Annotated in this window: 14 protein-coding genes; 10 read left to right on the top strand and 4 right to left on the bottom strand. The window is 64.4% G+C overall.

Going from position 1 to position 17,298, the window contains the following annotated elements; genetic code table 11:
* Positions 1–19: 19 nt before the first annotated feature.
* A complete protein-coding gene (locus I73_RS06005) occupies positions 20–784 on the bottom strand; it encodes an SDR family oxidoreductase (protein ID WP_022979788.1) in 765 nt (254 codons plus the stop codon).
* 243 nt (positions 785–1,027) lie between these two features.
* On the opposite strand from I73_RS06005, the gene I73_RS06000 reads away from it, so the two are divergent.
* From I73_RS06000 to I73_RS26255, 8 genes are all read left to right on the top strand, one after another.
* Positions 1,028–2,236, top strand: coding sequence for an acetyl-CoA C-acetyltransferase (locus tag I73_RS06000; protein WP_022979787.1), 1,209 nt, complete (start codon positions 1,028–1,030; stop codon positions 2,234–2,236).
* 8 nt (positions 2,237–2,244) lie between these two features.
* A complete protein-coding gene (locus I73_RS05995) occupies positions 2,245–4,380 on the top strand; it encodes a 3-hydroxyacyl-CoA dehydrogenase NAD-binding domain-containing protein (RefSeq protein WP_022979786.1) in 2,136 nt (711 codons plus the stop codon).
* Positions 4,381–4,382: 2 nt separating this feature from the next.
* Entirely contained in the window at positions 4,383–5,534 is a 1,152-nt protein-coding gene (locus I73_RS05990; protein WP_022979785.1) for a CaiB/BaiF CoA-transferase family protein, read from the top strand.
* Positions 5,535–5,539: 5 nt separating this feature from the next.
* Complete coding sequence (locus tag I73_RS05985) at positions 5,540–6,682, top strand: acyl-CoA dehydrogenase family protein (RefSeq protein WP_022979784.1); 1,143 nt, start codon at positions 5,540–5,542, stop codon at positions 6,680–6,682.
* Positions 6,683–6,715: 33 nt separating this feature from the next.
* A complete protein-coding gene (locus I73_RS31425) occupies positions 6,716–7,600 on the top strand; it encodes an alpha/beta fold hydrolase (RefSeq protein ID WP_083876572.1) in 885 nt (294 codons plus the stop codon).
* Between the two features lie 56 nt (positions 7,601–7,656).
* Positions 7,657–10,059 carry a membrane-bound PQQ-dependent dehydrogenase, glucose/quinate/shikimate family gene (locus tag I73_RS26260; RefSeq protein ID WP_022979782.1) on the top strand — a complete coding sequence of 801 codons (2,403 nt, stop codon included), beginning with the start codon at positions 7,657–7,659 and terminating at the stop codon, positions 10,057–10,059.
* Positions 10,060–10,366: 307 nt separating this feature from the next.
* A complete protein-coding gene (locus tag I73_RS05970; protein ID WP_022979781.1) occupies positions 10,367–11,104 on the top strand; it encodes a glucose 1-dehydrogenase in 738 nt (245 codons plus the stop codon).
* Between the two features lie 173 nt (positions 11,105–11,277).
* A complete protein-coding gene (locus I73_RS26255; protein WP_022979780.1) occupies positions 11,278–11,886 on the top strand; it encodes a TetR/AcrR family transcriptional regulator in 609 nt (202 codons plus the stop codon).
* Between the two features lie 59 nt (positions 11,887–11,945).
* Here I73_RS26255 and I73_RS05960 read toward each other — a convergent pair whose 3' ends face one another.
* Positions 11,946–12,698 carry a glucose 1-dehydrogenase gene (locus tag I73_RS05960; protein WP_040499708.1) on the bottom strand — a complete coding sequence of 251 codons (753 nt, stop codon included), beginning with the start codon at positions 12,696–12,698 and terminating at the stop codon, positions 11,946–11,948.
* The gene (locus tag I73_RS05955) at positions 12,695–14,476 is read right to left on the bottom strand and encodes a long-chain fatty acid--CoA ligase (RefSeq protein ID WP_022979778.1); all 1,782 of its coding nucleotides are present in this window, start codon (positions 14,474–14,476) and stop codon (positions 12,695–12,697) included. The genes I73_RS05960 and I73_RS05955 overlap by 4 nt, the downstream gene beginning before the upstream one ends.
* A 168-nt stretch (positions 14,477–14,644) precedes the next feature.
* Here I73_RS05955 and I73_RS05950 point away from each other — a divergent pair, with 168 nt between their 5' ends.
* Positions 14,645–15,670, top strand: coding sequence for a phosphotransferase family protein (locus I73_RS05950; RefSeq protein ID WP_022979777.1), 1,026 nt, complete (start codon positions 14,645–14,647; stop codon positions 15,668–15,670).
* A 99-nt stretch (positions 15,671–15,769) separates the two neighbouring features.
* Here I73_RS05950 and I73_RS05945 read toward each other — a convergent pair whose 3' ends face one another.
* Complete coding sequence (locus tag I73_RS05945) at positions 15,770–16,804, bottom strand: NADP-dependent oxidoreductase (protein WP_022979776.1); 1,035 nt, start codon at positions 16,802–16,804, stop codon at positions 15,770–15,772.
* A 237-nt stretch (positions 16,805–17,041) separates the two neighbouring features.
* Here I73_RS05945 and I73_RS26250 point away from each other — a divergent pair.
* Positions 17,042–17,298 (top strand): NAD(P)-binding protein (locus tag I73_RS26250; RefSeq protein WP_040499706.1); only part of this gene is annotated, 257 nt, incomplete at its 3' end.

The raw sequence follows: 17,298 nt of genomic DNA, 5'->3' as shown, positions 1-17,298 counted from the left end.
TGGTCGAGTGCGAGTGGCTTCACTTGGCCTGCATGCGGATACGNCCATCGATCCGGATGCATTCGCCGTTGATGTAGCCGTTCTCGACGATGCAGGTCGCCAAATGCGCGATCTCTTCCGGGCGGCCCAGGCGTCGGGGATTGAGCACCTGCGCCGACAACGCGTCGATGACCTGCTGCGACGCCGTATGGAACAAAGGTGTATGGATCAGGCCGGGAACGATGGTGTTGACTCGGATGCCGTACGAGGCCAGGTCGCGCGCGATCGGAAGGGTCATCCCCACGATGCCGCCTTTCGATGCCGAGTAGGCCGCCTGCCCCATCTGCCCTTCGTAGGCGGCCACCGATGCGGTGTTGATGATCACGCCGCATTCGCCGTCCGCTGGCGTGTTCTTCGCCATCTGTTCTGCGGCCAGACGCAGCACGTTGAAGGTTCCGACGAGGTTGACCTGCACAACCTTGTTGAATTCGGCCAGCGGGAAGGGGCCGTTCTTTCCGTAGGTCTTGATGGCGTTGCCGATCCCCGCGTAGTTGATGCAGATGTGCAGGGCACCGAAGCGCTCCATGGTCTTGGCGATGGCGGTTTGCACGGCCTCTTCATCGGCGACGTTGACCTTCACGAACAGCGAGCGTTCGCCCAGGGTCCGCTGCGCCGCCAGACCTGCGTCTTCGTTCATGTCGAAGATCGCCACGCTGCCGCCCTTGGACACGAAGGCGCTGGCCGTGGCCAGGCCCAACCCCGAAGCGCCGCCGGTGATGATGGATACGCTGTTGTTGATCTGCATGGCTGAAATACCCTTCCGAAGTCGATGTCACCCAGAGTGTGTCGCCTGCGCGCAGCGCTGACGATGATCGCAATCGACATCGGAATTGACCGGCGGCGTCGCAAGGGCGGCGGGATGTCACCCGCCGTCAATCGGAGGGAAAACGCCGGTCATTGGCGCAACTCCTCGCAAGGTCAATACTTTTTCTTGTTGAGCCCGCATCGTGATTCCTTCGGTGCGGCTGATGCCAAGCAAGGATGGTTCATGGTACAGACTGCATACATCTACGATGCGCTGCGCACGCCTCGCGGAAAGGGTAAGAAAGATGGTTCGCTCTACGAGGTCAAACCGGTGCACCTCGCGGCCGGCCTGCTGACCGAACTGCAGCGACGGCACGATCTCGACACCTCGCGCGTGGACGATGTGGTCCTCGGCTGCGTGATGCCGGTGGGCGAGCAAGGCGGCGACATCGCCAAGACCGTAGTCCAGTACGCCGGCTGGGATGAGAGTGTTCCAGGCGTTCAGCTCGATCGCTTCTGCGCCTCCGCACTTGAGGCCGTGAACCAGGCGGCCAGCCGCGTTGCCAGCGGGTGGGAAGACCTGATCGTTGCCGGCGGCGTGGAGTCGATGTCGCGCGTGCCCATGGGGACCAACGGTGCTGCTGCGATGCAGGACGCGGAGATCGCGACGCGTCTCCTGTCGGTGCCGCAGGGGGTGGGCGCCGACCTGATTGCCACGCTCGACGGATATACGCGCGAGGACGTTGATGCGTTCGCGCTGGAGTCTCAGCGCCGCGCGGCAAATGCCCGCGACAACGGCTGGTTCGACCGTTCGGTGGTGCCCGTGCGGGACCTCAACCAAGTGGTCATCCTGGAGAAGGACGAATTCATCAAGCCGGGAACGACGATGGACGGACTCGCGGCCCTCAAGCCGTCGTTCGAGGCCATGGGTCAACTCGGCTTCGACGACATGTGTCTGCGCAAGTACACCGCGGTGGACCGCATCCGCCACGTCCACACGCCAGGAAACTCCTCAGGGATCGTCGATGGGGCAAGCGCCGTCCTGATCGGCAGCGAGAAGGCGGGTCGTGATCTGGGCTTGAAGCCCCGCGGCCGTGTCGTGGCCGCGGCCGTGCTCGCCACGGATCCCATCATCATGCTCGCCGGCCCCGGGCCGGCGGCGAAGAAGTGTCTGGCCAAGGCGGGCCTGAAGGTCAAGGACATCGATCTCTTCGAGATCAACGAGGCCTTCGCGTCGGTGGCCATGCGCTTCATGAAGGATCTCGACATCCCTCACGAGATCACCAATGTGAACGGCGGTGCCATTGCGCTCGGCCACCCGCTGGGTGCCACCGGCGCCATGCTCGTGGGCACCATGCTGGACGAACTCGAACGCCGCAACCTGAAGCGCGCGCTGCTCGCGCTGTGCGTTGGCGGTGGCATGGGCATCGCCACCATCATCGAACGACTCTGAGGAACTCCATGTCTGCATTCAAGTACGAGAAGGATGCCGACGGCATCGTGACCCTGACGATGGACCAGAAGGGTCCGGTCAATGCGATGAACGCGGAGTACCGCGCCGCCATGGGCGAGGCGATCGAACGGCTGGCGGGTGAAACAGGGCTCAAGGGCGTGGTGATCACGTCGGCGAAGAAGACCTTCTTCGCGGGTGGTGACCTCAACGAACTGCTGGCCGTCGTGCCAGGCACGGAGGCAGCCTTCTTCACCGGGCTGCAGGGTACCAAGGCCCAGTTTCGGCGACTGGAAAAGCTGCAGGTGCCCGTGGTCGCCGCGATCAACGGCGCGGCGCTGGGCGGCGGTTTCGAACTGGCACTGGCCTGCAACCGGCGCATCATGCTGGACAAGCCCGGATCCGTGGTTGCGCTGCCGGAGGTCTCGCTCGGTCTGCTGCCCGGTGGCGGGGGCGTCGTGCGGCTGGTCCATCTGATCGGCTTGCAGAAGGCCTTGCCCTACCTGCTGGAAGGCACGCGCGTGAAGCCCCAGGCGGCGCTGAAGGCGGGCCTTGTCGACGAAGTCGTTTCGACGCTCGAAGAACTGGTTCCTGCGGCCAAGGCCTGGATCAACGCCCATCCCACGGCACACGAGCAGCCCTGGGATCGCAAGGGGCACCAGGTGCCGGGTGGATCGGCGCTGTCGCTGCAGCTGAGCGGGATCGTCACGGGTGCCATGGCCATGCTGGAAAAGAAGACCCGCGGTCTGCTGCCGGCGCCCGAACGGGTGCTGGCCGTGGCGCAGGAGGCCACCCTGCTCGACTTCGACGCCGCATTGCGGGTCGAGAGCCGCGCATTGACCTACCTGGTGACGACGCCGCAGGCCAAGAACATCATCAACACGATGTTCTTTCAGCTCAACGAGGTCAACGGGGGCGGCTCGCGACCGGTGGGCTTCGAGAAGACCCAGGTCCGCAAGGTCGGCATCGTCGGTGCCGGCATGATGGGGCAGGGCATCGCCTACGTTTCGGCGATGGCCGGCATTGAAGTCGTGCTGCGCGACGTGTCGATGGAGGCTGCACAGAAGGGCAAGGCCTACTCGGAGGGTCTGCTGGCCGCTGCGGTGGCCAAGGGGCGCATGGACGCGGCGAAGAAGGACGCCACGCTGGCGTTGATCAAGCCGACCGCCCAGGTGGAGGACCTGAAGGGCTGCGACCTGATCATCGAGGCCGTGTTCGAGAACGCCGATCTCAAGAACCAGGTGACGCGCGAGACCGAGCCGCTGCTGGCGCAGGATGGCGTCTTCGGCACGAATACCTCGACGCTGCCGATCTCATTGCTGGCGAAGGCCGCCCGACGGCCCGAGAACTTCATCGGCATCCACTTCTTCTCGCCGGTGGACAAGATGCCGCTGATCGAGATCATCTGCGGCGAGAAGACGAGCGACGCCACGCTGGCCAAGGCCTTCGACTACGCGCGCCAGATCGGCAAGACCGCGATCGTCGTCAACGACGTGCTGGGCTTCTTCACGTCGCGCACGTTCGGCTCCTATCTGGACGAAGGCGTTCGCCTGCTGCTCGATGGTGTCGATCCGGTCGTCATCGAGAACTCCGGACGGCACGTGGGCATGCCGGTCGGACCGCTGGCGATGCAGGACGAAGTGAGCCAGCAGCTGGCCTACAAGGTCAAGCAGACGCACGAGGCGTTGGGCGTGCTCTACAGCGTGGCCGACACGCGCGGCAGCTCGGAGTTGTGCGAGCGCATGGTGACCGAGTTCGGGCGCGGAGGGCGCCACCATGGCGGCGGATACTACGAGTATCAGGAAGACGGCAACAAGCGCATCTGGCCCAGGCTCTACGAGTTGTTCCATAAGCAGGATGTCGCCATGTCGGAGGCCGACATCAAGGACCGGCTGCTGTTCCGTCAGGTCATCGAAGCCATTCGATGTCTGCAGGAAGGGGTGCTGCGCTCCGTCGCGGATGGCAATGTCGGTTCCGTGCTCGGCATCGGCGCACCGGTGTGGACGGGCGGCTTCCTGCAATTCGTCAACACCTACGGCCTGGATCGTTTCGTGAAGCGTTCGCACGAGCTGTCTGGCCGCTACGGTGAGCGTTTCGCGCCGCCGGAGTTGCTGCTGCGCAAGGCGAAGGCTGGCGAGGCATTCTGACCATGGGGCCTTTGCACGGAACCCGCGTCATCGAGATGGCGGGCATCGGCCCCTGCCCGATGGCCGGCATGATGCTGGCGGACATGGGTGCGGAGGTGATTCGGGTCGAGCGCAGTACGCGCCTTTCGCCCGACCAGCTCACGGACGTGAGCTTTCGCGGCAAGAAGTCCATCGCGCTGGACCTCAAGAAGCCTGCCGGCGTCGATGCGCTGAAGCGTCTGGTGGAGAAGGCCGACGTCTTCCTCGAAGGCTACCGACCCGGGGTCGCGGAGCGGCTGGGCATCGGACCCGACCCATGCCTGGCGCGCAACCCCAAACTGGTCTACGGCCGCATGACCGGCTGGGGTCAGTCGGGGCCGCTGGCGCAAGCCGCCGGGCATGACATCAACTACATCGCTCTGGCAGGCGCACTGTACGCGGTGGGGCGTCGGGGCGAACGGCCCGTGCCGCCGCTCAATGTCGTGGGTGACATGGGCGGGGGCGGCATGCTGCTGATCGTGGGAGTGCTTGCCGCCTTGCTGGAGGCTCAGCGTTCAGGGCAGGGCCAGGTCGTGGATGCGGCGATGGTGGACGGCACTGCGCAGCTCATGTGGATGTTCCACGGTCTGCAGGCGGGTGGCTTCTGGGACGCCGGTCAGCGGGGAGTGAATGTCACCGACGGTGGGGCGCCCTTCTATGACGCCTACGAAACAGCCGACCAACAGTACGTTGCAGTGGGCGCCATCGAGCCGCACTTCTACGCCGAACTGGTCAAGCTCGCTGGCGCCGACCCTGAAAAGATGGCCGGGCAGGGCGACCCGCGCCGCTGGCCCGCGATGCGGGAGGAGCTTGCCCGGGTCTTCAAGACGCGCACTCGCGCTCAGTGGTGCGCGCTGATGGAAGGCAGCGATGCGTGCTTCGCCCCCGTCTTGAGCCTGCTCGAAGCGCCACAACATCCGCACAACCGCGAGCGCGGCACGTACATCGAGATCGACGGCCTGGTGCAACCTGCACCCGCTCCCCGCTTTTCGCGCACACCTTCGCAGGTCCGCCATGGCCGCCGGATCGCCGGTGCCGATGGCGAGGCTTTGCTGTCCGCCGCGGGTCTTGACTCTGCCGAGATCGAGATGCTGCGCCGCGATGGCGTTCTACTTTGTGCCCAAGTCGGCGAATAGATCCCATGCAGCGACAACACTTCAATGAGGAGCAGGCGTCGTTCCGCGACGCCTACCGGCAGTTCTTGCGCAGGGAGGTGACTCCGCACCGTGAGGCGTGGCGCGCGGCGGGCATGGTTCCGCGTGAGCTGTTCCGCAAGATGGGCGAGCTGGGATACCTTCTGATCTGGGCCGACGAGACCTATGGCGGCCTGGGCGTGGAGGACTTCCGCTTTCAGCAGGTCATGCTGGAGGAAGACGCGCTCTATGGCGAGGCCGGCTTCTACCACACCCTGCACAGCCGACTGGTGGCACCTTACATCAAGCACTTTGGCAATGCAGAGCAGCAGGCTCGCATCCTCCCCAAGTGCGTGTCCGGCGAGTGCATCCTGGCCATCGCGATGACCGAGCCGGATGCCGGCTCCGATCTGGCCGGCATGAAGACGCGTGCTGTCGACCAGGGAGACCACTGGCTGCTGAATGGTGCCAAGACCTACATCTCCAACGGGATCCTCAGCGACCTCGTGCTGGTCGCGGCCAAGACCAGTGCTGAGAATCCCCGGCAGATCGGCCTGTTCCTGGTCGAGCGCGGCATGGAGGGCTTCGAACGCGGGCGGACCCTGGCGAAGATGGGGCTGAAGGCGCAGGACACCGCCGAGCTGTTCTTCCGCGACGTGAGGGTGCCCAAGGCGAATGTACTGGGCGACCCCTCGAAGGGGTTTCACTACCTCATGCGAGGGCTGGCTGAGGAACGCCTGATCGGCGCTGTCGGCTACCTCGCCAACGCATGGGGCTCGTTCGAGGTGACCCGCGAGTTCGTCAAGCAGCGAAAGGTGTTCGGCAAGCCGCTCTCGGAGATGCAGAACACGCGATTCAAGCTTGCTTCAATGCTGACCGAGCTCGAGGTCGCCCAGGTCTACGTGGATCAGTGCGTGAACCGCCACAATGCGGGCGAGCTGACGGCGGAGGCTGCCGCCATGGCCAAGCTGTTCACCAGCGAGGTGGAGGGTCGGGTGGTCGACGAGTGCGTGCAGCTGCATGGCGGTGCCGGCTACATGGACGAGTACGAAGTGAGCTGGCGCTACACCAACGCACGCATTTCCCGGGTCTACGCCGGGAGTTCGGAAATCATGCGCGAGATCATTGCCCGCTCGATTCTTGGGCGTTGAGTCCCTTCGCACCCACTCGGAGACCCTACAACCATGACCACCGCTACCGGGTGTGCCAGTGCAGCGCCGTCGCCAGGCGCGATGTCCGCAATGGATCTGCTGCGACCATTGCCCGGCAAGGCGCAGGTACTGCAACGACCGGATGGAACCCGGCTGCACGTCGTCGTCGAAGGCCAGGGTCCGCGCAGCGTGCTGCTCGAGCATGGCTTCGCGATGTCGGCCGATGTTTGGTCGCTGGTTCGATCCCAACTGGATCGGCACGACCTGCGGGTCATCGCCTATGACAGGCGCGCACATGGAAGGTCTACCTGCGGCAGCGAAGGCCTGTCGTCGGCTGCCCTGCACGCCGATCTCCGTGCCGTAGCGGAACACTTCGCACTGCAGGACGCAGTCATTGCCTGCCATTCGATGGGCAATTTCCTCGCGCTGGGCGCGATGGCCGATGAACGGTTCATGAACCGGTTCCGTCTGGGCGTGCTGGTCAATCCGGTGACGGGCAACAGTGCAAAGGGCGCGCCGGCCGTCCGGATTCAGGCGCCGCTCATGCGCTGGGGCATCGCTCAGCGCATGGCGCGCATTCCTTCCCTCGGACGCAAGCTCGCCAGCCTCAACGTCGGGCGCTCCGCAAGCGGCGCGATCATCGAGGCGACCCGGCTGGCCATGATCGACATCTCCCGAGAGCTGTGGCCCCTGATCGCCGTGCAGCGTGACGAATCCGTGGAGCCCGTCCTCGGGCAGATCGGCATCCCGCTGCATGTGCTTACCGGCACCGATGACCGCACGACACCCCCATGGCACGCCGAATTGATCGTCGCCAAGGCCCCGAACGCCAAGATCGATTACGTCGCCGACGCCGGCCACATGCTGCCTTGGGAAGCCCCGGAACTGATCGTCCGCGCGATCCTGGATGCGTTCTGAAGTTGCAGGCAGCTGCACGGGCTGATCTGTCCTGAAACTTCGCGAGGGAAGTACCGATGTCGAGCATGGCCGCCCAGAACGTTCAACCGCAGCCGGCACCGCGTGGGCCTAGGCTCCTGATTCGCTCGTGGGCCATTCTCTTCAGCCTGATCGGCGCTGCCTTGCTGGTCGGGGGTATTCGCCTCGTCACCTTGGGTGGATCTGCGTACTACTTGCTTGCAGGCGTGTCGCTGCTGGCTTCTGCCGTGCTGCTGTGGCGACTGCGTCGGTCGGGAGCTCGTCTATACAGCTTGCTCGTGATGGCGACCCTGCTCTGGGCCGTCTGGGAAGGCGGCTTCTATGGTTGGGCATATGCGCCGCGCACGCTGTTCTATCTTGTACTTGGCCTGCCGCTGCTGATGCCTTCTGTTCGGCGGTCTCTGGGTCCGGGGCTGCCGCCGCCGCTGCGTCGCTCCCCGCTCGCCTGGAGCATGCTGGTGCTGCTCGGCGGCATCGGCATCGGCATTGCTCTGCACGCCCCCTACCCAGTGAAGCCATTCCCCGCCAGTGCGTCGCAAGGCGCCGATGGTGAGGGTGACTGGGTCCGCTATGGAAGAACCCAGGCCGGCACGCGCTATGCACCGTTCGTGCAGATCAATCGCTCGAATGTCGACCATCTGGGCGTGGCTTGGAGCTACTCCACCGGCGTCAAGGGAACGTCGCAGGCGACGCCGATTCAGGTAGGAAGCGTCCTTTACAGCTGTTCCGGCGCCGGCGTTGCGCACGCGCTCGATATAGACACTGGAAAGGAACTTTGGCAATACGCACCATCGTTCGATCCGAAGCGCATCGGGCGACTGGAGAACTGCAGAGGCGTCAGTTACTTCGATTCGCAGCGGGCCGGTGTGTGCGGGCAGCGCATCCTCTGGGCGACCAACGATGCCCATCTGTATGCGGTGGATGCGAAGACTGGAGCGCCTTGCGCGGACTTCGGAAATGGCGGCGGGATCGATCTTCACGAGGGCTTGGGACCGGTCGAGGACCAGGAGTACACGGAGCCATCACCACCGGTCATCATTCGTGGGCTGGCTGTTGTGGGTGGTGCCGTTCTGGATGGCGTTCGTGTGAATTGTCCGCCCGGTGTCATCCGGGCCTTCGACGCCGTGACAGGCGAACTGCGTTGGGCTTGGGACCCGGCCCGAGAGGACCCCATCACTGCGCGGGCCCCTGGGGAGGTCTTCACGCCCGGCACACCGAACTCCTGGAGCATCCTGAGCGCCGACGATCAAATGGGTTTGATCTATGTTCCCATGGGGGGAGCCTCACCCGATGCCGTGGGCGCAGCCCGATCGCCGTCAGCGGAAAAGTTCGGCAGCTCGGTCGTCGCGCTGGACGCAAATACCGGCCGTGTTCGCTGGTCCTATCAGACGACCCACCATGATCTGTGGGACTACGATGTGCCAGCCCAGCCGGTGCTCGTCGATTTGAAGTCGGACAGTGGTTCCACGGTGCCGGCGGTGATCATCCCCACCAAGCGCGGCGAAGTCTTTGTGCTCAATCGCCAGTCCGGCGTGCCCGTGACCCGAGTAGAGGAGTGGCCCGTCCCCGTGACCGACGTGCCCGGCGAGAAAACTGCGCCGACGCAGCCCTTCTCCACCGGGATGCCCGCGTTCGGCCGCGACGTTCTTCAAGAGTCACAGATGTGGGGCATTACCCCGATCGATCAAATGCTGTGCCGGATTGCCTTCCGCGAACTGCGGTATGAAGGCCATTTCACGCCCCCATCGCTGAAAGGCACGCTGGAGTACCCGGGATACGCTGGAGGAATGAACTGGGGAAGCGTCTCGGTCGACGAAGATAACCAAGTCATGATCGTCAATTTCATGAATCTTGCGAATATCGTCCGACTGATTCCGCAAGACAAGATGCCCGAAGGGGCCGGTTCCAGTCCTTTCCTGTTCCCTCAGCGGGGTACGCCCTACGGGGCGGCCTTGGTGCCGTTTCTCTCGGCTCTGTACACCCCGTGTCAGCAGCCGCCCTTCGGCGAAATCGCAGCGGTGGACCTGAGGAGTCGCGAAGTCCTCTGGCGTCGACCGCTTGGGTCCACCGAGGAACTCGGACCGCTGGGCCTGCGTTCCGGACTACCGTTCACCATGGGGGTCATCAACCGCGCCGGCACCCTCGTGACACGTGGAGGACTCGTCTTCATGGGCGGTACGATGGACCGGCGGTTGAGGGCATTCGACATTCGCACCGGCGACACGGTGTGGACGGCCATGCTTCCACGGGTAGGCCATGCCACGCCGATGAGCTACGTCTCGCCTCGCACAGGTCGGCAGTACGTCGTGATGACGGTGCCTGGCCACAATCCGCCTCCCACCGGTGGCCATGGCGAAATCGAACCGCTCACCGGCCTGGTGCCGAAAGACAGCTCGGAGTCGGGAGCGATCATCGCCTATGCCTTGCAGCCGGCCCACTGATCGCGCTCGACGTCCGAGCCGTCGCATGAGTTCGACGGTGGCTGGAGTGCCCGACGAGGCCCGTCCAGCTCCGACCGGGCGGCCAGGCTGCCTCGCATGGGCCCTGTAAGCTGGTGCCAAGCGAGGTGTTCTGCACGGCCATCCAAGCGCTGCTGGCCTGCCCCTAACATCCTCTGGGTGCGCCGCTGTTGAACAGTGCTAACAGCGCTAACGGGGCGCGTCGGCACCGGTCCGTACCATCCGGCTCTCATGGGCCGGGGTCGGTTGTCTACTCACTGAACACTTGACGGCATAGGAGACTCAAGCGATGAATCGATTGGAAGGGCGCGTTGCGATTATCACTGGCGCGGCGAGAGGCATGGGTGCGGCGCACGCGCGCGCGTTCGTCCGCGAGGGCGCGCGCGTTGTCCTGACGGATGTGCTGGAAGACGAAGGTCGGCGCGTGGCGGCGGAGATCGGCGATCGGGCGAGATTCGTGACCCATGACGTATCCCGTGCCGAGGACTGGGACCGCGTGGTGGCGGCTGCGGAGCAGGCCTTCGGTGATGTCGGAATTCTGGTCAACAACGCCGGTATGGGGTTTGCGTCGCCGCTGGAAGCCACTACCGAAGCTCAGTTCAGGCGAGTCGTGGAAGTCAACCAGGTCAGTGTCTTCCTGGGCATGAAAGCGGTCCTCGCGTCGATGACGCGCGCCGGCGGGGGCTCCATCGTCAACGTGTCCTCGGTCGCTGGTCTTGCAGGCAGCGTTGGTGCAACGGCCTACGCTGCATCGAAGTTTGCCGTCACCGGCATGACCAAGGTCGCCGCCAAGGAGCTGGCGTCGCGAGGCATTCGCGTCAATTCAGTGCATCCCGGACTGATCGATACGCCGATGATTCAGCTCCCAGAGTCGTTGGAAATCGTCCGCGCCGCGGCCGCCGCGACGCCCTTGGGACGAGTAGCGCAGCCCGAGGAAGTGAGCAACCTTGTCGTGTTTCTGGCCTCGGGCGAATCGTCCTTCATCACCGGTGCGGCCCACGTGGTCGACGGTGGCTTCCTGCCTTGACGACTGCGGGAGCAGGTCCCGGCCGAGGCTTGCGTGAGCCGGACGGCCAGGTCGTCGAGACGGTCTGGTTCCGGCCCTGACCGGGATTCAGTATTCGTCACGCTATACTGACCCGGATTCAGGAAACAAGGAATCCGGACATGACTGGGCATGCGCCACGTCCCCGCGTGAGGATGAATGCGGCCGCTCGTCGTCAGCTGATCATTGAGGTCGCACAGCGGCTGTTCGCACAGCGGCCGTATTCGGAAGTCTCCATGGCGGATGTCGCCGAGGCTTCGGGGACGGGCCGGGCGAATCTCAACTGGCATTTCGGCACCAAGCGTGAGCTCTATGTTGAAGTCATCAAGAACTTCGCGAAGCTGCCTCCGCTGCCTCCGCCGCAGCGCAAGCGTCGTCCACTCAGGGAAGAAGTCGACCACATCATCAGGAATTGGCTTGAGGTCGTCTGGGTGGAGCGCGGGAATTTCCTGACGCTGCGGGAAACGGGCGCCATCAGCAACGATCGCGAGATCGAGGCCATTCTGGAAGAGAACCGCGAGGCGAGGGCGGTGAGGCTGGCCGAATTGCTTGAGCTTCCCGGTGGAGCAACCCGCCCTGCCCGCGGTCTGCTTCACGCTTTCGGGGCCACATGCGAAGTGGCTGTTGACGAGTGGCTGCGCCGGGAACGTCTCTCGAGAGAAGACGTCCATGTCCTGCTCGTCGAAACCTTGATCGCCATCGCGAGCAACGTCGTCCCCAGCGTGCTGACACCCGCGGCAGCGCGAGCGGCCACCATCGATTGAGCCGAGTCGAGACGCTTGGCTCCCCTGTCTCCTGTCTCTCGCAAGGCCCGACAAGTGACCTACTTCAGCAGGCCACCATCGACGACGATCGAAGCGCCGTTGATGTAGGACGATTCGTCCGACGCCAGGAACAGCACCACAGAGCTGACTTCTTCGCTTGTCCCCAGGCGACGCAGCGGGGTGGATTGAAGAAGCAATTCTCGGAAGTCCTCGAAGCCCGGCGTCATCTCTTCCAGCAGCGGCGTCGCGATAACGCCCGGGTGGATGGAGTTGACCCGGATGTTCCGCGGCCCGAGTTCCTTCGCCACGACTTTCGTCAGTCCGGTCATGGCGAACTTCGTCGCCGTGTAGGCCGCCGTCTGTGCTTCGCCCACCAACCCCGCGACCGAAGAAATGTTGATGATCGAACCGCCTCCTGCTTTCGCCATGGAAGGAAGCACCGCCTGGATACCCAGGAAGGGGCCGATCTGGTTGACTTCGATGACTCGGCGGTATTCGGACTCGCGCAGGTTCTCAATGGGTGTGGCCCGCAGCGCGATGCCAGCGTTGTTCACCAGAATGCTGATATTGCCGAACTCCCGTTCTGCAAATTCGACAGCGTGCTGCCAGTCGCCTGGTTTGGTCACATCGTGATGGAGATAGCGCGCAAAGTCGCCGAGTTCTTCGGCGACCTTGCGTCCTTCGTCGTCGAGCACGTCCGTCAGCAGCACCCGTGCGCCCTCGCGCACCAGCACCCTGGCGTCCGCCGCCCCCATTCCACGCGCCGCACCGGTCACGATGGCAACGCGGTCTTGGACTCGTCCTTGTCTCATGGGGCGTACATCTCATCAATCAGGGGCTGGTATTTGCTCGCGATGGCCTTGCGCTTGAGTTTCATCGTGGGCGTCAATTCATCACCACCGGGCAGCCAGTCTCCCGACACGATGCGGAACCGCTTGATCTGCTCCACCCGCGACAGGTGCTGGTTCGCCTTCTGCAAGGCAGAGTCGATGGCGCGCGAGACCTCGGCGTTGGTGCTGAGCTCTTCCAGGCTTGCGGCTTCGATGCCGCTGCGCTTGGCCCACTGCGGCGCGTAATCGGCGTCAAGAACGATCAACGCGGTGTTGTAGGGTTTCGCCTCGCCGATACAGATGGCTTGCCCGATGAGCAGGCTCGAGCTCTTGATGGCGGCCTCGATGTTCGCCGGTGACATGTTCTTGCCGGCGGCATTGATGATGATCTCCTTCTTGCGGTCGATGATCTTCAAGAAACCGTCAGCGTCAAGCACCCCGACATCCCCGGTGTGGAACCAACCGTCCGCATCGATCACTTCGGCGGTCTTCTCGGGGGCATTGCGATAGCCGCGCATCACGTAGTCACCGCGCAGAAGGACTTCTCCGTCGTGCGCCAGCTTTAATTCCATTCCGGGGTGGGGCGTGCCCACTGTGCCCAGCCTGGTCTTGCCCGTCCGGTTGACCGTGCCAGCGCCGCAGGTCTCTGACAGCCCCCATGTGTCAGCCAACTCGAGGCCCAGCGCATGGAAGAACTCGAGCACGTCCATGGGAGTGGGTGCGGAGCCGACGCTGACCAACTCCGTTTGGTCGAGGCCCAGCATGGCTCGTATCGGCGCAAACACCGCCTTGTCCGCTTGCGCCACCTGCTCTTCCAGCGCGGCCGACACGGCCTCGCCGCGTTGCCGCATGCGCACACACTGAATGGCCGCCTCAATCTGCTGGCGTGGGCCATCGGGCCCGGCCGCCAGTTTCGCTTCAAGGCCGGCCTTGAGCTTCTCCCAGACCCTCGGGACGGCGAAGAACCATGTCGGCCGCACTTGCGGAAGGACGCTGAGCACCTCGCGCGGATTGGGACAGCAGGTCACGGTGCCGGCGAAGACCATCGGCAGGTAGTGGGCGGCCATGCGTTCGGCGACGTGGGCGGCTGGAAGCCAAGAAACCATGCGAAATCCCGGACGGAAGCGGATGATCTGTTCCAGCCCGTTCGCAGCACACAGGATGTTGCGATGCGTCAACTGCACACCCTTGGGAGAGCCTGTCGTGCCCGATGTGTAGATGAGTGTCGCGATGTCTTCGGCGCCGATGCCGCGCGCAGCCACGGCAAGGTCTAAGTCCGGTGCAGAGCGCTCGAGTTCGTCCAGCGTGACTGCTCCGTCAATGGCCGCGCCGCCCACGACCACGATGCGCATGGAGCCGGGCAGGTCCTTGCTCGCCTCGAGCATCACGGGCAAAGACGCCTGCTCGACGAAGGCCACCCGCGGTGCAGCATCGGCCAGCAGCCAGCGAACCTGTTCGGCTGGAGAAGTGAGGTACACCGAAAAGGGGGTCGCGCCCAACGTGACGGCGGCCAGATCGGCGATGTGGAATTCAGGGCGGTTGCCCATCATGATCGCCACCGTCTCTCCACGACCGACGCCCAGTCTCGCCAGCCCGCGGGCGGCTGCCTCCACTCGCCGCAGCAAAGCAGACCACGTCAGTGATACGCGGTCGTCGAGCGTGCGCACGGCAATGATGTCGGGATGCGCGCGCGCGGTTCGCCGCAGCGCCTCGTCCAGGGTGGGGGCGTCTACGGCGCGCTTGGACTGAGGATCTGCCATCGTTGTCTCCGGTTCACTCTGTTGCCGTGGCGGCGATATTACTGACATTTTGACAGTAGCGATGCTACCATCACAGGAATGCCTGCACCAGGGTGAGCGGCCACAGGACGCATCGGTCGTGCGGGAAAGTTCAGCGAGTTTGCAAGACCACGGAAAAGTAGACCTCCGATGACAGAGATCGATGTTGGCGCGCTGGCGCGATGGATGGATGCAGTGGGATTGCCGGCGGGGCCCATTGAGGATTTGCAACCCATAGGCGGTGGAACGCAGAACATCATGCTGCGATATCGGAAGGGCGGCAGCGGCTACGTGCTGAGACGCGGCCCTCGGCATCTCCGGCCTCACAGCAACGATGCGCTGCGCCGGGAAATCCGCGTGCTCCAGGCCTTGTCCAACACGTCGGTGCCGTGTCCGCGGATGATTGCCGCCTGCCAGGATGAACAGGTTCTCGACGGCGCCGTTTTTTATCTCATGATGCCCGTCGACGGCTTCAACGCCACGGTCACCCTGCCGGCCTTGCACGCGTCCGATGCTGCCATCCGCCGCGAGATGGGCTACTCGGCGGTCGATGCGCTGGCAGACTTGCATGCCGTCGATCATGTTCGAGTCGGACTCGCTGACCTGGGTCGTCCGGACGGCTTCCTGACGCGGCAAGTAGCCCGCTGGCTGGGTGAACTGGCGTCGTACGAGCGCCACGTCGGCTACCGAGGCGGCGAGCTTCCCGCGGTCAACGAGATCGCCGCTTGGCTTGAGCAGCGGGTTCCGCAGTCCTGGACACCCGGAATCGTGCACGGTGACTTCCACCTTGCGAACCTGATGTTTGCGCCGGATTCACACCGCGTGGCTGCCATCGTCGATTGGGAGATGTGCACCATCGGCGATCCTCTGCTGGATCTCGGATGGCTGCTGGTGACGTGGCCCGACCCCGAACATCCCTCGCCCGCTGCCGCGCACGCACTCGGGGCGGCAGGGGGGCTGCCGCAGCCCGGCGAACTGCTTGAACGCTACGCCAAGCGTTCGTCGAGAGACCTGGCTCAGATGGGCTGGTACATGGTGCTGGCGTGCTTCAAGCTCGGTATCGTTCTGGAGGGCACGTACGCACGCGCCTGCGCCGGCAAGGCCGACAAAGCCACCGGCGACTTCTTGCATCGCGCTGCGGTCAGCCTGCTGCGGCGGGCGGAAACGATGATCTGAACTCAGGCGGCCTGCGTCCGAAATGTGGCCAGCGGAGGGCGCCTCGGCCCCCCTCCACGTGCAAATGGGATGACGCGTGTCAGTTCAGCCCGTAGCGCATCAAGCTTGGGCTGCGACGCGAATCATCCGCTTGCCGAGGTTGGCTCCGTTCAGCAGGCCGACCAGGGCCTCGGGTGCCTCCTCCAGACCTTCGAGCACTTCTTCCATCGGCCTCAGCGACCCGTCGGCAAGCCAGCGCTCCAGCACCTTGAGCCCCGCACCATAGCGCGGCAAGTAGTCGGATAGCAGGAACCCTCGCATCGTCAGGCTGCGCAGTATCAGGTACCCCGGAACACCCCGCACTCCGACCATGGGCGCGTTCGTGTCGTACTGCGAGACTGCTCCACAGCAGACGATGCGTCCACCGTGTCCCATCGCGCCCATCATCACTTCCAGGGTACGGCCGCCGACGTTGTCGAAATAGACGTCCGCGCCCGAGGGGCAGGCGCTGCGCAGCGCTTCGCGCAGCGTCGGGTCGCGGTGGTTCACAACCGCATCGAAACCCAGCGTCTCGGTCAGGAAGCGCTGCTTTTCCGGGCTGCCGCAGATGCCCACCACACGGCAGCCTGCCAGCCTGGCGATCTGGCCCACGATGCTGCCCGTGGCGCCGGCGGCAGCGGAGACCACCACGGTTTCCCCGGGTCTGGCGCCACCCGCTTCCAGCAGTCCGAAAAAGGCCGTGAGCCCCGTCACGCCCAGGACGCTGAGGTAATTGGGCAGCGGCCGAGACGGCTGAATCCGATCCAGCTTCGTCCCGTCAGCGACCGCGTACTCTTGCCAGCCCAGGTCGCCGGAGACGATGTCTCCGGGCGAAAGGCCATCGCATCGGCTCGCTACGACCTGTCCGATCGCGAAACCGGGCATGACATCGCCGGGGCGCAAGGCGCGGCGGTAGGTGTCGGCCTGAAACCAGGCGCGCCCGGCGGCGTCGATGGAGATCAGGAGCACGCGACACAGCACCTGTCCTGGAGCTGGCTCCGGCCGATCTGCGGTTTCCAGGGTGAAGTTCGACGCGCTCAAGCGGTCGTTCGGAACGGTGGCCACCCGCCACTGGCGATTCTGCTGGGTCATGCGTTGGATGCTGGTAAAGGTCATGGCTTCAAATGGCGGCGCCGAGCGACGCCGCGCCCTCAGTGCTCATCATACTGGCAGTACGACAGTTTTGGCTGGATATTGCAGCAGGATGGACAGGCGCCGCCGAACAGCTGCTTGTTCCCATGCGTCAGCTTGCGTCGGCATCCGCTCGGTGTCGGCAGGTCTTGAGGGTTTGCCCGATGCATTACTACTGTCGTTGTGACAGTAAAATTTGACGCTCCCGCATCCAACAAAGAGATGGAGACCGTGCTTATGGGTAGCCGTGCGAGCATCGACAGCCAGATTTTCAATCCAGGTCCTGACCTCGGCTCCGAGGCGGTGGAGGCGCTCGTCATTGGCGGCGGCATCTCGGGAGTCCGCTTGACGATCGAGCTCAAGCGCTGCGGGTTGCGCTCCATTGCGCTGCTGGAAAAGTCCGATCAACTCGGCGGGGTGTGGCATCACAATCGGTATCCGGGCGTGGCATGCGACATCCCGTCGTCGGTCTACTGCTA

Origin of the sequence: Ideonella sp. B508-1 (assembly GCF_000333615.1) — a bacterium.
Taxonomy (GTDB): Bacteria; Pseudomonadota; Gammaproteobacteria; order Burkholderiales; family Burkholderiaceae_C; genus Ideonella.
This window is presented reverse-complemented; position numbering and strand designations above follow the sequence as displayed.